General features: G+C 39.5%; 18 protein-coding genes. 2 read left to right on the plus strand and 16 right to left on the minus strand.

The genetic code is table 11. The features are described 5' to 3' along the window. Nucleotides 1-88 precede the first annotated feature (88 nt). The 8 genes from KH286_RS07510 to KH286_RS07545 form a co-directional block, all read right to left on the minus strand. Nucleotides 89-1,243, minus strand: a complete 1,155-nt coding sequence (locus KH286_RS07510) for an amidohydrolase (protein WP_058948496.1) — start codon at nucleotides 1,241-1,243, stop codon at nucleotides 89-91. 150 nt (nucleotides 1,244-1,393) lie between these two features. Then, complete coding sequence (locus KH286_RS07515; RefSeq protein ID WP_058948495.1) at nucleotides 1,394-2,332, minus strand: S66 peptidase family protein; 939 nt, start codon at nucleotides 2,330-2,332, stop codon at nucleotides 1,394-1,396. A gap of 56 nt (nucleotides 2,333-2,388) precedes the next feature. Beyond that, on the minus strand, nucleotides 2,389-3,990 hold the full coding sequence (locus tag KH286_RS07520; RefSeq protein WP_004695386.1) for a peptide ABC transporter substrate-binding protein: 1,602 nt from the start codon (nucleotides 3,988-3,990) through the stop codon (nucleotides 2,389-2,391). After that, nucleotides 3,987-4,805, minus strand: coding sequence for a serine hydrolase (locus KH286_RS07525; RefSeq protein WP_278617800.1), 819 nt, complete (start codon nucleotides 4,803-4,805; stop codon nucleotides 3,987-3,989). The genes KH286_RS07520 and KH286_RS07525 overlap by 4 nt, the downstream gene beginning before the upstream one ends. A gap of 12 nt (nucleotides 4,806-4,817) precedes the next feature. Further along, entirely contained in the window at nucleotides 4,818-5,765 is a 948-nt protein-coding gene (locus KH286_RS07530; protein ID WP_004695381.1) for an ABC transporter ATP-binding protein, read from the minus strand. Beyond that, nucleotides 5,765-6,745, minus strand: a complete 981-nt coding sequence (locus tag KH286_RS07535; protein ID WP_058948494.1) for an ABC transporter ATP-binding protein — start codon at nucleotides 6,743-6,745, stop codon at nucleotides 5,765-5,767. Before KH286_RS07535 ends, KH286_RS07530 begins: the two co-directional genes overlap by 1 nt. Continuing rightward, on the minus strand, nucleotides 6,745-7,644 hold the full coding sequence (locus tag KH286_RS07540) for an ABC transporter permease (RefSeq protein WP_060919840.1): 900 nt from the start codon (nucleotides 7,642-7,644) through the stop codon (nucleotides 6,745-6,747). Before KH286_RS07540 ends, KH286_RS07535 begins: the two co-directional genes overlap by 1 nt. Then, on the minus strand, nucleotides 7,637-8,569 hold the full coding sequence (locus KH286_RS07545; RefSeq protein ID WP_004695374.1) for an ABC transporter permease: 933 nt from the start codon (nucleotides 8,567-8,569) through the stop codon (nucleotides 7,637-7,639). The genes KH286_RS07540 and KH286_RS07545 overlap by 8 nt, the downstream gene beginning before the upstream one ends. Nucleotides 8,570-8,704: 135 nt before the next feature. On the opposite strand from KH286_RS07545, the gene KH286_RS07550 reads away from it, so the two are divergent. Together KH286_RS07550 and KH286_RS07555 are read left to right on the plus strand one after the other, a co-directional pair. Continuing rightward, entirely contained in the window at nucleotides 8,705-9,538 is an 834-nt protein-coding gene (locus KH286_RS07550) for a pyridoxamine kinase (RefSeq protein ID WP_270279382.1), read from the plus strand. A gap of 21 nt (nucleotides 9,539-9,559) precedes the next feature. Further along, the gene (locus KH286_RS07555) at nucleotides 9,560-10,144 is read left to right on the plus strand and encodes a DUF805 domain-containing protein (protein ID WP_156696946.1); all 585 of its coding nucleotides are present in this window, start codon (nucleotides 9,560-9,562) and stop codon (nucleotides 10,142-10,144) included. Nucleotides 10,145-10,272: 128 nt separating this feature from the next. Here KH286_RS07555 and KH286_RS07560 read toward each other — a convergent pair whose 3' ends face one another. The 8 genes from KH286_RS07560 to KH286_RS07595 form a co-directional block, all read right to left on the minus strand. After that, complete coding sequence (locus KH286_RS07560) at nucleotides 10,273-11,442, minus strand: hypothetical protein (RefSeq protein ID WP_278617801.1); 1,170 nt, start codon at nucleotides 11,440-11,442, stop codon at nucleotides 10,273-10,275. A gap of 272 nt (nucleotides 11,443-11,714) precedes the next feature. Then, nucleotides 11,715-15,302 (minus strand): thiol reductant ABC exporter subunit CydD, encoded by a 3,588-nt coding sequence (cydD, locus tag KH286_RS07565; RefSeq protein WP_278617802.1) that lies wholly within the window; start codon nucleotides 15,300-15,302, stop codon nucleotides 11,715-11,717. Nucleotides 15,303-15,503: 201 nt separating this feature from the next. Then, nucleotides 15,504-16,523 (minus strand): cytochrome d ubiquinol oxidase subunit II, encoded by a 1,020-nt coding sequence (gene cydB, locus KH286_RS07570; RefSeq protein ID WP_278617803.1) that lies wholly within the window; start codon nucleotides 16,521-16,523, stop codon nucleotides 15,504-15,506. Further along, on the minus strand, nucleotides 16,514-17,902 hold the full coding sequence (locus KH286_RS07575) for a cytochrome ubiquinol oxidase subunit I (protein ID WP_278617804.1): 1,389 nt from the start codon (nucleotides 17,900-17,902) through the stop codon (nucleotides 16,514-16,516). Before KH286_RS07575 ends, cydB begins: the two co-directional genes overlap by 10 nt. Before the next feature lie 86 nt (nucleotides 17,903-17,988). Further along, complete coding sequence (locus KH286_RS07580) at nucleotides 17,989-18,420, minus strand: RrF2 family transcriptional regulator (RefSeq protein WP_021147851.1); 432 nt, start codon at nucleotides 18,418-18,420, stop codon at nucleotides 17,989-17,991. 219 nt (nucleotides 18,421-18,639) lie between these two features. After that, on the minus strand, nucleotides 18,640-19,134 hold the full coding sequence (locus tag KH286_RS07585; RefSeq protein WP_156696943.1) for a MogA/MoaB family molybdenum cofactor biosynthesis protein: 495 nt from the start codon (nucleotides 19,132-19,134) through the stop codon (nucleotides 18,640-18,642). A gap of 8 nt (nucleotides 19,135-19,142) precedes the next feature. Continuing rightward, the gene (locus KH286_RS07590) at nucleotides 19,143-20,015 is read right to left on the minus strand and encodes a polysaccharide deacetylase family protein (RefSeq protein WP_278617805.1); all 873 of its coding nucleotides are present in this window, start codon (nucleotides 20,013-20,015) and stop codon (nucleotides 19,143-19,145) included. A 413-nt stretch (nucleotides 20,016-20,428) separates the two neighbouring features. Continuing rightward, nucleotides 20,429-20,715: hypothetical protein (locus KH286_RS07595; protein ID WP_278617806.1), on the minus strand; the 287-nt coding region annotated here is incomplete at its 5' end.

Here is a 20,715-nt window from a genome sequence, read left to right on the forward strand (position 1 = left end):
CACCGGAATAAAAGCCGTCTTGTAGAAGACGGCTTGTTTCATACTTACTTAAATATTATATCTATTTTACCTTTTTGACCTCTATATGTCAAAACTTAGGTATATCACTTAGCAAGGCATATCGCAAGGCTACAACAGCCATAATTTTAGCTCCTTTAATAGCTTGTGCCAATCCATAGTCAGAACCTGCTGCACAAGTGAATTCTGGCGTATGCGCTTCTAATCCCAAACCAATTTGCAACGTAGGCTGCGCCGTAGGCACTTCATAGGACACATTACCTACATCAGTACTACCATCAGCCTCATCATCAGGCAATATACGAGGTACCTCACCAAACTCAGTCATCACAGCCTTAAAGAGATCTAATAATCTTTTATCTTGACGCATATCCTTAAAAAGTGGCTCATAATGATGCATTTCAACTTGAGCACCATAGGATGCTGCAATCTCTTGAGCAGCCGCTTTGATAGCCGGCAAAATAATACCTTCTAAATCATCCACTGTACTACCACGAACAGTCATGCGAATCGTAGCCTTTGGTGTAACCACATTTGGCGCTGTACCTGCTTCGGTAAAAATGGCCCCCACAATAGCCCCTTTAGGAAAGGTTTTCTTTAACTCTTTTATTTTTTGATATAATTCTACCGCACAATCTAAGGCATTAATTCCTGAATCTGTTAAGGATGCAATATGACAGGAGCGCCCATGGAAGGTAACCTCTAGTGGGTGTGTCGCTAAGGATGTGCCCCCCACCTCATTTTCACCGCCAGGATGAATAATAAGCGCCGCCTCATAGCCCTTAAATAAACCAGCCTCTGCCATATATACCTTACCACCGATAGTTTCCTCTGCAGGGCAACCAAAGAAAGTCGTTCCCCAATCCTGTGGCGCACTTTGACTGAAAGCAACAGCAGCACCTAAGCTCATCATGGCAATAAGATTATGACCACAACCATGACCGAGCTCAGGTAAGGCATCATATTCTCCTAAGAATGCGATTTTATATTTAGCATTACCTCTATAGTCGGCTCTTAACGCGGTTTGTAACTCACGTATATCGGTGAGCCCTACTTGAGATATAAAATTCTGTTTTTCTAAGAATTGGTGAATTGCCTTTACTGCTTTATGCTCATTCAAGCCCAATTCTGGATTATCGTGTAAATATAAGGAAACAGCACGTAATTCCTGTGCCATACTATCTATGATGGCACAGGCACGAGCCTCTCGTTCTTGTAGTGTCATAACTCCCCTTATTATTATCTAATATCTTTGTTATCTAATATCTTATTTCCTAATATTTTATTACCTAATATCTCGGTAACTACTATTTTTATCTAATATCTATTTATCTGTTTGTCTGTTAACTAAAATCGTTCACCTAAAAGCTCTTATCTATTTCGTATAAGGATGAACGATGATGGTATTAGAAATATATCTAAAGCTAATCGTCGCTCCTAGCGGTAAGGTTTGATGTGGTGAACCATGTCCCGTTGGCACATAGCATACAAAAGGATCTGGTAATTCTGGTTTTCTATTTTCCTCCATGTATCGCAATGTTTCATAACCTAAGTCATAATCACGTTCATCTTCATCTCCTTCACAATCTGTAAAGGTGCCAATCACTAAGCCTTTAATGCAGCTCAACAAACCACTGAGGCGAAATTGTTGTAACATACGATCCAGCTTATAAGGAGCCTCCCCTACATCTTCAATAAATAGTAAGGTATCCTCCCAAGATTCATCCTCTAAAAAATAAGGTGTTCCTGACAGAACGGATAATATCGTCATATTACCACCACGCAAAATCCCTTCTCCTAGCTCGGTACCAATCGCACCTCTAGGAGGTTCTGGCAAAGGTTCTATGACTTTTAATTTACCTTCTAAAACATTAAATAATGCATCAATATCTGCCTTACGCTCTGCTTTAAAATCTACCCCCATAGGCCCATGATACGTAATAAGGCGACTGTATCGATTAATAGCCATATGGAGCGCTGTACAATCACTGTATCCAATAAAAGCCTTACGATACTTGCGAATCGCTTTATAATCCAGTCGTTCTAAATAGCGCATCGTGCCATAACCACCCCGTAAAGCGAGCACCGCATCACAAGGAGCTGTAGTCATCATGTATTGAAACTCTGCGGCTTGCTCCTCAGGTGTGCCTCCATATAGCCCCTTTCGGCTTGCACTTTCACCCACAAGCACCTTATAGCCTTTAGCCTTACAAATTTCTTCTATTCTATGTAAATCTTCATCGCTTGCACTAGCAGGTGCCATAATACCTATGGTCATTCCCGGTGCCAAACGTTTTGGTTCAATCCAGTTCATATACCCTCACAAAATACAACAAAAGACGTACATCAGGTGTACGTCTTAAGTGTATCTTATTTGTATGCTTTTTTAAAGTCAACAAGTCCCAATGTGGTCCAGAAATAATTTTGAATTGTTCCGTTTGTCACATATGGTTGTGTTGTAAAGTACAACGGCATAACAAGAGATTCATCAAAAATCATCTTTTCTGCTTCATGCATCAACGCATCACGAGCCGCCCCATTTGGAGTTGTACGAATACGTGCAATTAACTCATTATACTCATCACTATGATACTGACCATCGTTATCTTCAGCAGAGAATACCTCTAAAAAGTTTTGTGGATCGCTATAATCGGCAACCCAAGAAGCGCGAGCTACTTGGTACTTTCCAGCTTCACGGTCTGCCAAGAATACCTTTGTCTCTTGATTTTGTAAGCGTACATCTGCGCCAAATGCATTTATCCATGCATCTTGAATCGCTTCTGCAATAGCTTTATGTAATTCACTTGTATTATACAAAATCGTAATTTGCGGCAATGGACGATTCTTGCCATAGCCAGCCTTTTTCAGGATTTCCTTGGCTTGCTCTACATCTTCGTATACGAGATAGCTACCAGCTTCACGGAAGTCTTCACGACCATTGCTTTCAAGCATACCATATGGTACGAACGCATAAGCTGGTTCTTTACCGCCTCTAACAATATTATTAACAATATTAGCACGGTTGATAACCATAGAAAAGGCTTTACGCACATCTGGATCTGTGAAAGGTTCTGCTTTCACATTGAATACGTAATAGTAGTTACCAAGCATTGGGCCAATATGTAATAGGCCGGCTTCTTCTAGACGTTTTTGATCCGCTACAGGAGGCTCAACCGTCATATCAGCTTCGCCACCTTCAACTAAGGTAAGGCGTGTACTTTGAGACTCACTAATAGGCCAATTCATCTTCTCTGTCTTCACAGATTCTGCATCCCAATAGTTTGGATTCTTAATGAAGTCCATTTCTCCATTATGCTTCCAAGAAAGTAAACGGTATGGACCATTAGATACTATTGTTTCCGCATTAGCCGCCCAGTTTTCGTGAGCTTCAACTGCTTTTTTACTCACTGGATAATAGCTATGAGACGCTAATAATTTCAAGAAATAAGCCGTTGGATTTTCTAAGGTAACTACCAATGTATCCTCATCAATAGCTTTAACCCCAACATCTTCAGCTGCAGCTTTCCCCGTATTAAAAGCTTCACCATTTTCCAATACATATAACATATATGCATTATCCGCATGGACTTCAGGGTCTAATACGCGCTTCCAAGCGTATTCAAAGTCATAAGCCGTCAAAGGCTCTCCATTGGACCATTTTAAATTAGGTCGTAAATGGAAGGTATACTCACGACCATCATCGGAGATGTCCCAATTTTTAGCAAGTGCTGCTTCAGGTTCACTTTCATCATTCAAACGAACTAGACCATCGAATAATTGAAGTTGAACCGTAGCCTCCGGAGAGGTAGTAGACTTTGCGGGATCCAATGTGGATGGTTCCTGCTCAATAACATAGCGGATTGTGTGTTCATCGATTGGTTGAACACCACGAGGGTACCCAAATACGAATAAGAGTACGCTCACCCCTAGAGCGAGGACCATGAGTTTTAACAAGTTTCGTTTATCCATCATGGCAATGCTTCCTCTACAAATTCTTTCATGATGCGCCCAACTTGAGCGCCTAACTCTTTACCTCGGTCATTATCGATATCGCTCATTAAAAGGATAAAACAAAAATGACCCCTAAATGTTTCTATTACACCCCCATCATGTTCTACACGATCAAGGGATCCTGTTTTATGGTGAAAGCGTATGCCTTCTCCCCAGTAAAATGGTAAGATATCACGGAATTGTTGGCGACCTAAGATATTCCACATTTCTCTGCCATAAGCATCTCTATCACGACATTCAAAAATGTGTTTATACAAACGAGCTAACGACATAGCTGTAATGTGATTATCACGACCTTCAGCTAGGGCGTTAAAGTCCATCATCATGCGATTAAGCTCCATCTCATCCACACCAAGCTTTTCTGCACGAGCATTGATATTTTCCATGCCGAGCACTGTGATGAGTAGATTTGTTGCAATATTATCACTAAGAACCATCATGAGACGGCATAACTCAAGATATGTAAAACTATGTTTACCAACTAACTCTTGTAGTGCGCCGCCACCTTCAACGCGTGGAGTTCTAGATAAAGAAACTGTATCATTAATGTCCAATTGCTCAGTACGAGCTAAATGAAAGACATATTCCATGATAAGTACCTTAATTAAACTCGCACTAGAATGTACAGTATTTTCACCTCTAGCTGCGATGAGTGTTGGTTCCTCTTCATCATCGAATTGTAGCACCGCATAAGAAATATTCCCTGCTGGTGCCAATTCTTTAATGACTGTATCTAGTTGATGTTCCAAGGACTTGCCAACAATTAGTTTTTCCATACTATTCTCCCATTATATGTGCCAGCATGCGATGCGGCGATCTGCCCAATCTCGAAGTGGCGGACGTTCTGTAAAACAACGACCTTCCGCTTCTGGACATCGACCACTAAACAGACACCCTTTTGGTGGGTCTAATGGATTTGGTGGATCCCCTTTAAGCGGTGCCCCAATTGGTGCATGTGGCATAACTGGACCATTTAAGGCCGTCAATGCACGGGTATACGGATGCTGAGGGAATTCATATAAGTCCAATGCAGGACCTTCTTCCATGACGGCACCTAAATACATAACAACCATGCGATGACTAATGTAGCGCACCATATTTAAATCATGAGAAATAAAGAGGTACGAAATACCATGTTGTTCTTGTAACCGTTCTAGTAATGTCATAATTTGCACTTGGATAGATACATCTAACGCAGAAATCGGCTCATCACAAATGATACATTGAGGCTCCATAATAAGAGCCCGTGCAATGCCGATACGTTGACGTTGCCCACCAGATAGTTCATGAGCATAACGCTCACCAAATGACATATTTAAGCCAACTTGGTCAAGCACCTCTTTTACACGAATCACGCGATCTCGGGGTGTATACTTTGGATCCAGTTCTAAAGGCTCCTCTAAAATTGCATTAACCGTAAGCCGCGGATTAAGGGATGCATAAGGATTTTGAAATACCATTTGCATCACCGGGTGAACAGACTCTCTATCCACATAAGGGTTGATATGTCGACCATTCATATAAATAGAACCAGATGTAGCTTGATATAAACCCATCAAAGTATAACCAAAGGTAGATTTACCACATCCAGATTCACCTACGATACCTAGGGTTTCCCCTGGTGATTGATATAGACTCACGCCTTGTACGGCGTGTACCGTTTGTTTTGGCTTAAATAAGCCACCTGACAGGGTGAACTCTTTAACGAGATTGTCAGTCTCCCATACGTAACTCATTAAAGTCCCTCCAACTTAGCTAACCAACATGTAAACTGGTGACTTTCACCAACATTTGTAACCATCGGAACCCGACTACCGCAGATTCGCATAGCCCATTTACAACGAGGATTAAATGCACATCCACGAGGTAAATCAAATAGATCAGGAGGTTGACCTTCAACGGCCTTCAATTCACCGTGCCATTTACCTTGAGGCAATGCAAGTAACAGCCCCAAAGTATATGGATGACGAGGCTCGCTAAAGATACCATCTACTGTAGCAGACTCAACACATTTACCTGCGTACATAACCATAACGCGATCACAAATTTGAGCAATAACACGTAGGTTATGAGAGATAAAGATAATCCCTATGCCAGCCTCTACGGCTAATGTTTGCATAAGGCGCAAAATTTGTGCCTCTGTAGTAATATCAAGAGCTGTTGTAGGCTCATCACAAATTAAAATTTTAGGACGACCAGCCACTGCCATGGCAATACATACGCGTTGACGCATACCACCGCTCAATTCATGAGGATATTGAGATAATCGTCGTTCCGGAGTGGATAACCCCATTTTCTTCAACAAATCGATAGCAATGGCCCTTTCATCGTAATCTTCACCATACGCATTAGTACGATGGATAACCTCATACATTTGCTCCCCAATCGTCATGATAGGATTCAAAGAGGTCATAGGATCTTGGAACACCATGGCAACCGTCGTGCCACGAAGTTCATTCCAATCATCTTCTGTAAATCCTAAACAATCATGACCATCAATCATGAATGTATCCGCTTTAATTTTAGTTTTACCATATGGTAATAAGCCCATTAATGAGTTAACTAAAACGGATTTACCACATCCAGATTCCCCGACTATACCTAAAATCTCGCCAGGGTATAAAGAAATATCTTGATTGCGAATAACTCGCAACGGACCTTGGAAGGTATTGATGGTAATAGATACATTACGTACATCAACAATAGCGTTATTCATTATCTATCTCCTTCCTTAGGGTCTAATACATTACGTAAACCGTCGCCAAAAAATGCGAAACCAAGCATAGTAATACTAATAGCAACAGCGGGGAAAATCAATTGGAATGGATAAGAGCGCATGCTACTAATACCTTCAGAAGCCAGTACACCCCAGCTCGCCATAGGTGCATTTACACCTAAGCCGATAAAACTAAGGAATGCTTCTGTAAAAATTGCCTCAGGAATGGCCAATGTTAAAGTAATAATGATAGGCCCTACACAGTTTGGCAAAATATGGCGCAATAAAATGCGATGCTTAGGAATACCCATGGCTTCTGCTGCGATGATGTATTCTTCGTTCTTAACTTTCAAAATTTGGCTGCGTACGATACGGGCCATATTAAGCCAATACGCAATACCCAACGCTACAAAAATAGAGGTTAGCCCAGGTCCAAGTACAACCATCAATAAGATTACGTATAGTAAAAGTGGAATACCGTACAAAACATCTACAATCCCCATCATGATACGGTCTACCTTGCCACCTATATAACCCGCAATGCCGCCATAGGCAACGCCAATCACAAGATTAATAAAAGCTGCTACAAAACCAATGGTTAAGGAAATACGAGCGCCGTACATAACACGTGTATAGATATCACGGCCCAATGTATCCGTACCAAACCAATGGCTAAAGCTTGGACTTTGGTTCGCATCAATTAAGGATTGGTCCGCATAGGTATAAGGTGAAATAAGTGGACCTAGAATAGCAAGCACCATCATCACAATAATGATGGTTGCACCAACTACAGCTAAACGATTTACCTTAAATCGTTCCCATTTACTAGGACGTTTTATAAAGCTAGTAATCTCTTCTTGAGGGGCTCGTTCAATAGGTAAAAAGTCTTCCTTATTCATCTGTCCCCTCCTCCGTTGTAACTCGTGGATCGATTAATGGATAAATCATGTCCACCAAAATATTAAGAAATACTACAAGCGCACTATAGAAAATCGTAATACCAAGAATAACCGTATAGTCTCGGTTATAAATAGATGTTACAAAATACTGACCTAGACCAGGAATCGCAAAAATTGTTTCTACGATAAAGCTGCCTGTTAACAAACTAGCTGCCAATGGACCTAAGTACGTAATAACTGGCAAAATTGCATTGCCAAGGGCATGACGTGTCAAAATGGTCCAAGAACCTAGACCTTTTGCGCGAGCTGTACGAATGTATTCTTGTTGATACACGTCAAGTAAACCACTGCGCGTTAAGCGAGCAATAAATGCCATCGGTTGCGCTGCTAATGTCAACACAGGCAACACCATGTAAGATGGGCCACGCCATAAGGCTACCGGGAACCATCCCAATTCAAAGCCTACTATGTACACAAGAACAGCACCGATAATAAATGTTGGTACCGAAATCCCTATTGTAGATAATACAGTTACCGCATAATCTACAATACTATTAGGTCTCATGGCACTAATCGCACCAGCTGTAATACCACCAACTATAGCTACCATTAAGGATAATAAGCCAAGCTGTGCGGAAATTGGGAATGCATCACCAATTATATCGTTTACACTACGGCCTTCATATTTAAATGATGGGCCCAAGTCACCTGTAATAACGCCACCTAAATAATCTCCATATTGCTTCCACACGGGGTCATCAAGATGATATTTCGCCTCGATACTTGCTTTCACTTGAGGCGGTAATTTTTTTTCTGTTGTAAAAGGCCCTCCCGGTATCGCATGCATTAATGCAAATGTTACGGTAATGATGACCCATAAGATTATGATTGCGCCACCTAGGCGTCGAAATACATACCTCGTCATTGTCACTTTCCTCCATAAAAAGTCTATTCGTTTTATTATACTACATTATGAAGCTAATTTCATGATTAACATCATTACATTTACAGAAAGGCTTACATAACGTACAATAAAATATATGATTATTTGGAGGTGTCTATGATAGCAGTACCTAGAGTTTTAACAATTCAAGACATGAGCTCTATTGGACGCTGTGCCCTTACCGTTATGATTCCTATCATCAGTGCCATGCGCTGTCAGGCGGTTCCTTTGGCGACAGCGGTACTAAGCAATCACTTAGAGTATCCTCACTATGAATTTGTCGATTTATCTGCTCATATGAGAGATTTCATGGATTGCTGGGATAAAAACGAAATTGACTTTCACGCTATCGTAAGTGGATTCTTGGCCTCACCAGAACAAATTCACCTCGTTGAAGAAGCAATCAATCGATTTGCCTCTAATGGTCAGATGGTTATCGTCGATCCCGCAATGGCCGATGATGGTCGCCTCTATTCCATTTATACTCCTGATATGGTTGTAGCTATGCGCCAACTTGTATCTAAGGCCCACATCGTAAAGCCAAACTTTACTGAGGCATGCTTCTTATTAGATATTCCATTCTCAACAAATCCTATTAGCGAAGATGAATTACGTGAGCGATGTAAGCAATTACATCACATGGGCCCTGAAATGGTTATCATGACCAGCGTCCCATCGAAAACACATGCTGTTATTGCGGTCTATGATGGACCTACAGACTTTTTAAAAACATACTCTATACCTCTGGTTCCTGTAAAAGCTACAGGGACAGGAGATATTTTTACTGCTGTATTATCTGGTGCGGTAATGAGGGGATATTCTCCTTATGATGCGGCAGAACTGGCAATGAATTTTACTACCAAAGCGATTCAAGCAACATTAGATACAGTACAATCACTAAAACATGGAGTCGCATTTGAGTTAGTTTTGCCAGAATTAACTCAACTATAAGCTAAAAATAAAGGGGAACTTATGGATTTACTTTATGTTGTATTACGAACACTGCTCATATGTACCATCGGTTTGCTCATTGCATTCCAAGGACGTCGCATGGGTTTATCGATTTTTAACTTAACGGGACGGTTAAATCGACTACAATTTATCATATGCTTCATCGCTTTAATGATTTTATTTCATATTGTCCACTACATCGATAACATATTCTTAGATTTTGTTGTATCACTACCAGCATATTGGTTGACTAGGGTCATTATTTGGCTCTTATTGGCAACCCTCTTTCCTTTATCTTGTGTCTTATTTGGCCGTCGTATTCACGACATCGGCTTCAATGCATGGGCAGGAATCCTCTGGTCGGTAATCATGATTTTCATCAATACCTACTCTGCCGTATCTCCATTCAATTACATGCTAGAGCTTTTTATATGGCTCATCGGCTTCCTATTCTGGGTATTGCCAGGACAACCTGAGCCTAACCAATACGGTAATCCTCCATTTATGCCTGTAAATCAGCCAACATATGAATCCGTACAAACTCCTGTATCAAGCAAAAAACAAGAAAACCGCAAGCCAGCTCGAAAACGTCGTAAAAAACGATAACCAAAATTAATAACTTGTAATCAAAAAAACGTATCTCTCATTGATATGTACCCATTTTATTGGATATCCAGTAAAGGTGGGACATATCACATAGAGATACGTTTTTATATTTTATATTTCTTACAACATTAATTCATTAGTAACATCAACTCAATCAATGTACACCCGATATAGGCAATAATAAACTTAACCTTTTGTTTACGCGCTCTATCATCATCTGCAATTTTAAGACGATTTGCAAGGAATCGTTTATCTCGAATTTGCAACAAGAGGTGTTTAATTCGCTCTTGGCTTTCATTTGCTGTATCCTCATCACAATCAGATGTCAATGTAGCTTGTTGCATGAAGATACGACGATGTAGTTTACGCATTTGAATTTTAATATTGTTATGTACAAATGCACTTTGCCATTGTTTGCGAGAATCAAAATACATGTACAAATACCGAGGAATATTCATAACTAAGAAGGAAATGATAAAAATCCCTAAGGAAATTAAAAAGTATGTAGAGAATGAAAATTCCAGTGTTTCTGTTGGTAAATAGTGATGCAAGATAATAAATGTAATCCATACACCTATTGGCAATAAAAGAACTGCTGCAATATCGATAGAACGAAGCCAGCTAGTGCGAGTTGGCACATCCGGTACTGTAAAAGTATCTACAGGATCATGGAATGCATAGTAATCCAACTGTAACACAGATTGACTGGTCCGCGGGTTACCCAAGAGAACAGGTCCATTACTACCAATATGGCGCTCAGGCATGGGTATGAATTTCTTCACTTGTGTATTAGGTAATAAGTCAAATTGAATGATACCTTTCTTCTCAAAGCGTACAGTAGATCCTTTTTCACCTAATGCAATAGGGTTAAAGAAAATACCGAAGAGACTTAGACACCAGTTTCCCAACAAGTGTAAAATAGAGTTCAAAATAAACCCACCTGTATCTATATTATTTGTATCTAAACGAATGGCAAAGGATGATGAATAATCATCGAACCATAAATCCTCTAAGGTGAATTCCACATTAATCACATTCCCCCATTTTGTAATAATGGATAGGAATATTTGATTGTTTGGTTCAAATTCAAATGTTACAGCATAAAAGAACCAATGATTACGAAGAGCGGCACGCAACATGCGATTAACCATATCCTCTTCTATATATAGCAAACGGTGGTCAAACAAATCTTGTTCTAAAGGTGCTTTTTCTAATACGGGCGCCTTATCCACCACCGCATCTCGATCAGATAATGCTTCATCCACCAAAGCTCGTAATTTGGTGAAGATTTTAGTCATAACCCCTCCAAGGGTGAAATAATAGCTCTTAATACAAAAATTATACCATATATTGCATGATTTATCGATAAAAGTATACTACATATACTATTAAATATAAATATAATTAAAGCCCCTTTTTGCATAGCAAAAGGGGCTTCATTAATGTAGTTTAATATTGCTCTTATTATAATTTAATATTCATAATAGATCTTAAATTGCAACGTAATATTAAACATTGTCCAAATCTATAATTAAGCATTAATAATAGATACTTTAAATGATATTTAGTTTTATTGAATACTTGCCATGGATAAATAACAATATTCATAGAAATGACCTCGAAGAGCTATCAATTCTTCATACGTACCATCTTCAACAATTTGACCTTTATCCATAAACAAGATTCGGTCCATTTGTTCTAAACCTTCCAATTGATGTGTAATATATAGACATGTCCTACCCTCTACATAATGCATCAAATCACGATGTAAAGCTTTTCTCGTTACTTGATCTAAGCCCTCTAAAGGTTCATCTAATAAAACGATTTTAGGATTGCGCAAGAACAATCTAGCTAATGCAACTCTTTGACGTTCACCACCACTCAAACCTTGCCCTCCACTCCCTACAATCGTATTCATACCTTCTGGTAATTTTTCAACTACCGATCGCAATGATGCACGGTTAATGGCTTGATCTAAATCCGCCATAGAAGCTTCAGGTCTTGCAAGGCGTATATTATCCTTAAAGGAAGCATTAAAAATATACGTATCTTGAGTTATAGTCCCCAATGCATTACGCCAAGTATCAATTGAAATATCTTTCAACTCCACCGAGCCTATACGAATGGATCCACCATAATCATATAACCTCTCAAGCATATTAAATAATGTCGTCTTGCCAGACCCACTAGCACCAACGATAGCAATGGATTTCCCTTGCTGAATATGTAGTCTGAGATTCTCATAAATATGGCGATATTCATCATACCCAAAGGATACATCTGTAAAAATAATATCATCATTAGGGTTAAATGATTTTGGTGATATAGGTTCTACAATAGATATCGGTTCATTACTGAGAGCCATGAGACGACTTGTGGCAACTTTACTTTCTGCACCATGATGAACAGCAGCAATCATAGGTTGTAACGCTTCAAACCAAGCCTGTGTACCAATGGCAGCCACCGCTACCATAACACTAGCCCAAGCACCTGTTAACGCATTAGAGGCCATAATAGCTACAATAACTACAGTTAACTGAACGCCGCCTATGAATAGTGTATTACCCATATTCATGCCCCGCTCAATAGTACCTTTTTGAGCATCTACATTGCGCATCATATGCTGAATACGCTTATATACCATGTCTTCGTTGCCATAACTAATCACATCTTCCAGACTATCCATAGTATCACTTAAAAGCGCTTTATAATCGCCTTGTTGAGGCCCAATCCTACGTAAAGATTCTTTATTATACAAATAAACAACCAAAGGTACTATTACACCTAATACGAAGGCCGACAAAAGAATAGGTATAATCAAACTATTGTCAATTGTAGAAACTCCATATGCAATCAATATAGTCAAGGCAACGGCTGCTACGGGTGGAATCAAAGTGCGCAAGTAGAAGAATTGTAATACCTCTATATCCCCCATGATGCGTCCCAACATATCACCTGCCCCAAACCGTTTGAGTATAGCAGGTGCCAATGGTTCCAAATGAGCATAAAACCACAAGCGCAAGCCATAGAGTCCTTGGAATGCCATGCGATGAGATGTATAGCGCTCAAAATAACGACATACAGCACGACTAACACCGAAGAATCGAACTCCTACGATTGCAAGACTTAAATAAGTAAGTCCTGGTTGCAGTGCGGCAGATGCCAATAGCCAAGAGGATACTGTCAAAAGCCCCACATTCATAAACACTGTTAAGAATGTAAATAGCAAGGCCAATACTAATGACCACTTAGCGGGACTCAATACAGAAAACAACAACTTCCAACCTTGTAAGCTCATATTAGAACCTTTTGCATTATCTTTAAAAGTCTCAGTATATTTAACAGATTTAACAAAATGCTCTGTGCCATTGATAGGTTTATCTACGACCAATGTATTCTCTGAATCAAATTGTTTTCCAATATACAATGGTTCTTCAAGAGTTGCTGATAATTGCCCTAAGCCAGATGTAACAAGGTCTTTAAAATAACCCGCTTCTTGAAGTAGGTCATGATAAGAACCTTCTTGAATAATTGATCCATTTTTCAAGACATATAGTTTAGATGCCCAATGCATAGTTTGTAATCGATGCCCAATAATGATGACAATCTTATTTTCCATCAAACGCTGAATAGCCGTACTTATAATGGCTTCTGTTTTTACATCTAGATGTGCTGTCACTTCATCAAGAATCAATACCTGACCCTTCCGGAGGAATGCACGAGCTAAAGCAATACGTTGCCGCTCGCCGCCACTAAGACCTAACCCACCTTCACCAATAACCGCATCAAGCCCATCTTGTTCTCGATTAATAACATCTAATAGCTGAACTTCTTTGCACGCATCAAGAATCTCTGCATCACTTACATCCATACCAAAGGATAAGACCTCTCGCAAGGACCCTTTCATAATATGTGGATGTTGAGATACATAGATAATTTGCTGACGCCACCAGTTGATATCTAAATCACATATATCAATGCCATCGATAGTAACTGTTCCTTTCGGAGCCTGTAAAAACCCTCCAACAATATGGGCCATAGTAGATTTACCAGCTCCGCTTTCACCAACGAGCATAATAGGTGCATTACGTTCAGCCTGCAGCGTAATGTGGTGTACCCCATTCTCACTATTTTTATAGGTGAAAGTTAAATCTTTAATTGCAATTTCCTGTATAGGCTTATCAAGTTTAGACTCACCACCTACTGGTAAATAAGGTGGACGCTGCATGAATTCTTCATACTTCAGAATAGATGTTTTCCCTGCCATCCCCGTATGGAAAGCAGCCCCTAATTGTCTAAATGGGGTATAGAACTCCGGAGCTAACAATAAAATAAAGAAGGCTGGGAAGAATGTAATTTCACCATCTAATAAAGTTAAGCCTAAATATACCGCAATCAAAGCAGTACTAATCGTACTCACTAACTCAAGCACTAAAGCGGATAAAAAGGCCACCCTCAATACTCGTAAAGTAGAGTCTTTAAACTCTTGAGATAATCGACCAATAACCTTAATTTGATCTTTTGCACGACCAAAGAGTTTTAGCGTAGTAATCCCTTGCAATACGTCTAAAAAATGCCCTGATAGGAAACTCATACGTTCCCATTGTTCCTTATTTAATCGATCAGCTTGCTTCCCAATCAAGATCATAAAAAATGGAATTAAAGGCACCGTAACAATCAAAATAATACCAATTATTGGCAATGTATTTACAATGACAATCCCCATAATAAGAGGAATCATAATAGCATATAAAATCTGCGGAATGTAACGTGCTATGTAAGCATCTACTTGTTCTAAACCATCGGTAAGCATATGGATGACATCGCCATGACGTTCCTTATGCTGTATACCGAGCTTAAACATATGCTCCAAAGAGCGTTCTCTAAAGGATGCTTTTACAGCACTCCCCAAACGATTTGCTACCGCCTCTTGAACATAATGAGCCACCAATCTCACAATAATAGCAATAAACAAATAAATAATGGTGTTCGTTTCGTCAGCTAGTGTATGCTCCAAAAATATAAGATTATTTATTAAGGTTCCAAAGAACCAGGCTTGCCCAACAATTGACAGACTTTCTATTAAACAGGTTAAACCGAGTAATCCAAGCCGCCCTTTATGTTCTAGCAGCGCTTTAAATGCGGTACGCTGTATCATACTATCCTCTATGGTAAATCAACTTAAATATATAAAATCAAACAAATTTAAATCCCTTTAAATAGGCCTAAAAAAGTCCAAGTGAATCTAAATTTATCAATATTATATATCATCTTACCACAAAAAAGAGGCGTGCCGCTACGGCACGCCTCACATTAAGACCTAATTTTTACAACTTACATAAGTTGTAAAGCTATGCTATTAATAGTGTAAATCTTTTTCTGTTACACGATGACGGAATGTCCAATATACCCAAGATTGATAAACCAAAATAATTGGCACAAATACGAAGGCTACACAAGTCATCAAAGTCAACGTATAAGTAGAGTTAGCTGCATTAGTAATAGTCAAGCTCCACTCAGGATTCAATGAAGAAACCATAATACGAGGGAACAAACCTGCAAAGTATGCAGCTGTTACAGAAACAACAGATAAACAGCTGAATAGGAACCCCCATTTTGTATTCCGAGTGCGTGCTGCGCCCCAAGAAATGAGGAAGAACACGATAGTTAATGCAAAGCAAACTACAGCTAATATAGAATTAAACAAATCTGTATATACGTAAGTTGCACCTACCAATGCTAATGCACCGATAGCTGTAGGAACACCTACTACCAAAGAAGCAGCACGAGAACGTTCAGAAACAGCACCAGCTGTTTTAATAGAAGTAAATAAGCCACCATGGTATGTAAATACCAAAATGAAAGCAATACCACAAAGTATTGTGTAAGGACTTAATAAATCAAAGAATGTACCAACATATGTCATACTTGCATCAATTGGAGTACCTTGAATCAAGTTCCCAACTGTAACGCCCCACAATAATGCAGGAATCAAAGAGCCAAAGAAGATGCAGTAGTCGAATGTTTTACGCCATAACAAATTAGGGCTCTTGGAGCGGAATTCAAAGGATACACCACGAATAATAAGAGCTGCAAGCATCAAGAATAGAGCCAAGTAGAAGCCACTAAATAATGTAGCATACACATGAGGGAAGGATGCGAATAATGCACCACCAGCAGTAATCATCCAAACTTCATTACCATCCCACACAGGACCTAAGGCATTGATCATTTGTCGACGTTCAACGTCAGTTTTACCAATGAATGGTAACAAAATACCTGTACCATAGTCAAAACCTTCTAATAAGAAGAAGCCAGCAAATAGTACAGTAATTAAGATAAACCATACCACTTCAAGGTTATTAAAAATTAATTCCATAATCTCGCCTCCTCTTTTTCAACTACATCATGAGATGGGTTGCCATCTGGACCTTTTTTAATGTGTTCTACAGCAAGGTAGATAGCCGCGATAGCAGCCACGATATACACAAGTGTAAAGCCGATGATTGTAGTCATAATTTCTGGAGCCGTTACGGATTTAGACGCACCATCTGCAGTCAATTGCAAGCCATATACAAGCCATGGTTGACGACCTGCTTCCGCTACAAACCAACCAGTGGAGTGAGCGATGAATGGCAATGGCAACATCCAGAACATAATTTTTAAGAATGTGCGATTTTCAACAAGTTTATCTTTTGCATTTAGGATAAGACCTACAAAGGCAACAAGTAACATGAGAGAGCCAGATGCTACCATGACACGGAATGTCCAGAAGATTGCTGGAACATCTGGAATATAGTTACCAGGGCCATATTGAGCCTCCGCTTTTGCTTGAAGGTCTTTAATACCTTCTACCTTACCAGACGTAAAGGAGTTTTGAGTCAAGAAGGATAAACCACCAGGAATTTCAAGAGCACTTGTATTCTTTTGTGCCTTCGTATCAATGTTAGCTACCAAAGAGAATGGAGCTGGATCTTGTGTTTCCCACAAAGCTTCCATAGCAGCCATTTTCATAGGTTGTACTTTTGTGATGTATTGACCTTGGTGATGACCTGCCAATGCACCTAAAGTACCGAACACAAGGGCGATAACCATGCCCCATTTAGCAGAGCGACGATAGAACTCTGTTGCATTATTGCGCAATAAGTGCCATGCACTGATTGCCATGATAATTACGCCTGCTGTCAATAGACCATTTAATACGATATGGAAAAATTGACCTGGTACATAACCATTTTGAACGATGGTCAAGAAGTTTTCCATCTCTGCACGGCCATTGCGTAATACAAAACCTACAGGATGTTGCATAAAAGAGTTTGCTACAAGAATCCAGAACGCAGATAGATTTGTACCTAATGCTACAAATGTAGCTACAAGGGCGTGAACACATTTATGTAAGCGATCCCAACCGAAAATCCAAACGCCCATGAATGTAGATTCCAAGAAAAATGCCATTAATGCTTCAAGGGCCAATGGAGCGCCGAAAATGTCACCCATAAAACGAGAATATTCTGCCCAGTTCATACCGAAATGGAATTCCTGAACAATACCAGTCACCACACCCATAGCAAAGTTAATTAGGAACAATTTGCCCCAGAACTTAGCCATTTTTTTGTATACTTCTTTACCAGTTGACACATAGGTCCACTCTAAAGCAGCAACAATCACTGTCATACCTAGTGTGAACGGCACAAATAACCAGTGATAGATAGATGTTAGCGCGAATTGCAATCGGGCTAAATCTACAGCTTCAAACATGTGTTTTCCTCCTTAGAATAAAATACTAACATCACTTGACGAGCTTTTACAAAAAACCTTGCATCATTGCGACTATAAAAAAAAGCTCAAGCCTCAGCGATAATCAACTGTTCTCGTTGGGCAAGGGTCTTAAAATTAACCGCTTCCAACTGATTGACCAATTGATGCTGAATCACGCCCATTGCTTCATTTATAGCGCAATGCCCCTTACAAGACTTAGAGCAAGAACCTACATCATATAAACAACGTTGTAAATACGCATCCCCTTCTACGGCTCTAATTACATCAAGCAACGAGATCTCTTGAGGGCTTCGATTCAGGGCAAACCCACCATCTACACCGCGGAAAGATTTCATAATTCCTGCTGCAATGAGACTACGCATAATCTTGAGCAAAAAGCGTTCTGGAATCAACTCTTGCTCAGCCAATACAGCACCAGTTATCTTCGATCCCGAAGGTAGTAGCGCCATATGCAAGACCATGCGAAATGCATAATCCGTGGCCTGATTTAACTTCATAAAGTCTCCTTTCTCATGCACTCGGACAAACGTATTACTAAATCTAGTATAAATGAAATAAAACAATACTGCAATGGTATTGTTTTAAACAAAATAAATTAATTCACTTACTTCTCATGCTCATATTTTATGGATCAATTACCTACTTTTATATCCATCAAATATTGATTGTCATCATATATAAAAAGACTGCTCTCAAAAGAACAGTCTCCATATATATTATTTTGTAATTTCGCGCACCAAATGACCCATTTCAGGAATGATGAGTTTGCTCATCGCTAAGGTGACAGCCCCAACAGAGCCAGGAATAGAGAACATCAAAGTGTTATTCTTAACTCCAGCTTCCGCACGAGATGCCATTGCTTTTGTTCCAATATCCTCCGTATAGGATAAATATCTAAAAATTTCACCAAAACCTGGAATATGCTTTTCATATAAGCTATTTACAGCCTCGATGGTAACATCTCTCATAGCAATACCAGTTCCCCCTGTAGATATAATGACATCAATAGACTCATCATTACACCATGGTGTCATAGCATTTATTATAGCATCACAATCATCAATGACAATTTTGCGATCTGCTACAATATGATTTGCTTTTTCCAAAAATTCTTGAACCTTGTTGCCCCCCTTATCAGTTTCTAATGTACGAGTATCAGATACAGTTAACACTGCAACACGTAATGGTCTTGCTACAACTTCGTAAGACATAATTCCTCCTAAAATAAAGGCATAACAGACGCCAATATCGGCCATCCATTATCGCGTAATGTATCACGCAATGCCCATGTATACTTAATAAACGGTGCACAATGTAGGCGCAACCAGAAAGATAAATACGGTGTATCTCCTTGGAATACAGCTAGTCGATTTAGAGCATATAAATTATCCCCTGGCTTTACTGTTCCTGGTTGGACTGTGAAAGCCATTTTATACCCCGACTGTTTAGTAACATATTGAACGAGCATATCATTAAAACCACCAGGATAGGCCAAGTAACTAATAGGTTCTCCTAAGATACCTTCCATAGATGTTTTACCACCGAGAATGGCATCAGGCAATTCCGTAGGATCCATATGAGTTAGTATCTTATGATGATTTGTATGCCCTTGAATGTCAAAACCAGCAGACTCCATTTGGTGCATTTGTGCAGTATTTACAAAACCAGGCGTATTGGCAGCGTCACTAATCATGAACAAAGTAGCTTTCATATTATATTCTTTTAATATAGGCAGTGCATGTTCATAATTATCCACATAACCATCATCAAATGTTATTACTATAGGCTTCTCTGGTAAATCCGAACCATTTTGTAAATAATCATACAACTGATTCAATGTAATCGTATTATACCCATGATTATGGAGGTATTCCATCTGCTCCTTAAACTGATCCACATGCAATGTTAAAGCGGAGTGTTTCTCATCATTTATTTGATGGTAATTAAGTACTGGTACACCATATAACTTGTAATCTGAAGACAGACCCCACATAACTCCAATAGAAACCGCTAAGATTGCAATACATATTGCAATACATATTGCAATACAATATAACAACTTTTTAATGCAGCTCTTGCCATATTTATACATATAAAATAATCACTCCCATCGACTTACATACACAATGAGAATACCATATTTTTAATAAAAGTATCAAGAAAATAGACGTATAAAAAAAGATCATTTTTTCTACAACTAAACTTAAATTCCTATCAATGCTCATTGTGGATTTACCTTCACTGCTCCGCAGTTCTGTACAGCTTACGTTCGGAAAAAGGTGATGTGTGGGCCCCATACGTCGTTTAATCCTAATTACTTTTTCCTTGCCCTACTTGCTTCCTCACTGTGGATTTCCCTTCTCTGCTTCGCAGTTTGGTAAATCTTACGTTCGGAAGAAAGTGATGTGTGGGCCCCATACTTCGTTTAATCCTAATTACTTTTCCCTTGCCCTACTTGCTTCCTCACTGTGGATTTTCCTTCACTGCTTCGCAGTTCGGTAAATCTTACGTTCGGAAGAAAGTGATGCAGTGAATCTGTCGTCGTTTCACTCCTCCATCTTCTACTGCCCTACTTTTCCCACGCCATCTTATTAATAAATACACATAGACAATACTTCTACAACCTTGGCTGGAGACGGTTCTAGCAGGGTTAGCTAGTCGAAGATGAGCAAAAAGAAAAAGGCCTACCATTCGGTAGACCTTTTTCTTTTCGTTAATCAGCAGCTTCCTATCCTCCCAGGCCGTCTCCAGCCAAGTACTTTCGGCGTTTATGAGCTTAACTACTGTGTTCG

It is taken from the genome of Veillonella parvula, assembly GCF_018378075.1.
GTDB lineage: Bacteria > Bacillota > Negativicutes > Veillonellales > Veillonellaceae > Veillonella > Veillonella parvula_K.

What these genes read in the sequence shown, in the direction of transcription:
- KH286_RS07560 (WP_278617801.1), bottom strand. Translation starts at nt 11,442, where the DNA reads ATGACTAAAATCTTCACCAAATTACGAGCTTTGGTGGATGAAGCATTA.
- KH286_RS07535 (WP_058948494.1), bottom strand. Translation starts at nt 6,745, where the DNA reads ATGAATAACGCTATTGTTGATGTACGTAATGTATCTATTACCATCAAT.
- KH286_RS07545 (WP_004695374.1), bottom strand. Translation starts at nt 8,569, where the DNA reads ATGACGAGGTATGTATTTCGACGCCTAGGTGGCGCAATCATAATCTTA.
- KH286_RS07525 (WP_278617800.1), bottom strand. Translation starts at nt 4,805, where the DNA reads ATGGAAAAACTAATTGTTGGCAAGTCCTTGGAACATCAACTAGATACA.
- KH286_RS07515 (WP_058948495.1), bottom strand. Translation starts at nt 2,332, where the DNA reads ATGAACTGGATTGAACCAAAACGTTTGGCACCGGGAATGACCATAGGT.
- KH286_RS07530 (WP_004695381.1), bottom strand. Translation starts at nt 5,765, where the DNA reads ATGAGTTACGTATGGGAGACTGACAATCTCGTTAAAGAGTTCACCCTG.
- cydD (WP_278617802.1), bottom strand. Translation starts at nt 15,302, where the DNA reads ATGATACAGCGTACCGCATTTAAAGCGCTGCTAGAACATAAAGGGCGG.
- KH286_RS07575 (WP_278617804.1), bottom strand. Translation starts at nt 17,902, where the DNA reads ATGTTTGAAGCTGTAGATTTAGCCCGATTGCAATTCGCGCTAACATCT.
- KH286_RS07520 (WP_004695386.1), bottom strand. Translation starts at nt 3,990, where the DNA reads ATGATGGATAAACGAAACTTGTTAAAACTCATGGTCCTCGCTCTAGGG.
- KH286_RS07510 (WP_058948496.1), bottom strand. Translation starts at nt 1,243, where the DNA reads ATGACACTACAAGAACGAGAGGCTCGTGCCTGTGCCATCATAGATAGT.
- KH286_RS07585 (WP_156696943.1), bottom strand. Translation starts at nt 19,134, where the DNA reads ATGTCTTACGAAGTTGTAGCAAGACCATTACGTGTTGCAGTGTTAACT.
- KH286_RS07580 (WP_021147851.1), bottom strand. Translation starts at nt 18,420, where the DNA reads ATGAAGTTAAATCAGGCCACGGATTATGCATTTCGCATGGTCTTGCAT.
- KH286_RS07555 (WP_156696946.1), top strand. Translation starts at nt 9,560, where the DNA reads ATGGATTTACTTTATGTTGTATTACGAACACTGCTCATATGTACCATC.
- KH286_RS07590 (WP_278617805.1), bottom strand. Translation starts at nt 20,015, where the DNA reads ATGTATAAATATGGCAAGAGCTGCATTAAAAAGTTGTTATATTGTATT.
- cydB (WP_278617803.1), bottom strand. Translation starts at nt 16,523, where the DNA reads ATGGAATTAATTTTTAATAACCTTGAAGTGGTATGGTTTATCTTAATT.
- KH286_RS07540 (WP_060919840.1), bottom strand. Translation starts at nt 7,644, where the DNA reads ATGAATAAGGAAGACTTTTTACCTATTGAACGAGCCCCTCAAGAAGAG.
- KH286_RS07550 (WP_270279382.1), top strand. Translation starts at nt 8,705, where the DNA reads ATGATAGCAGTACCTAGAGTTTTAACAATTCAAGACATGAGCTCTATT.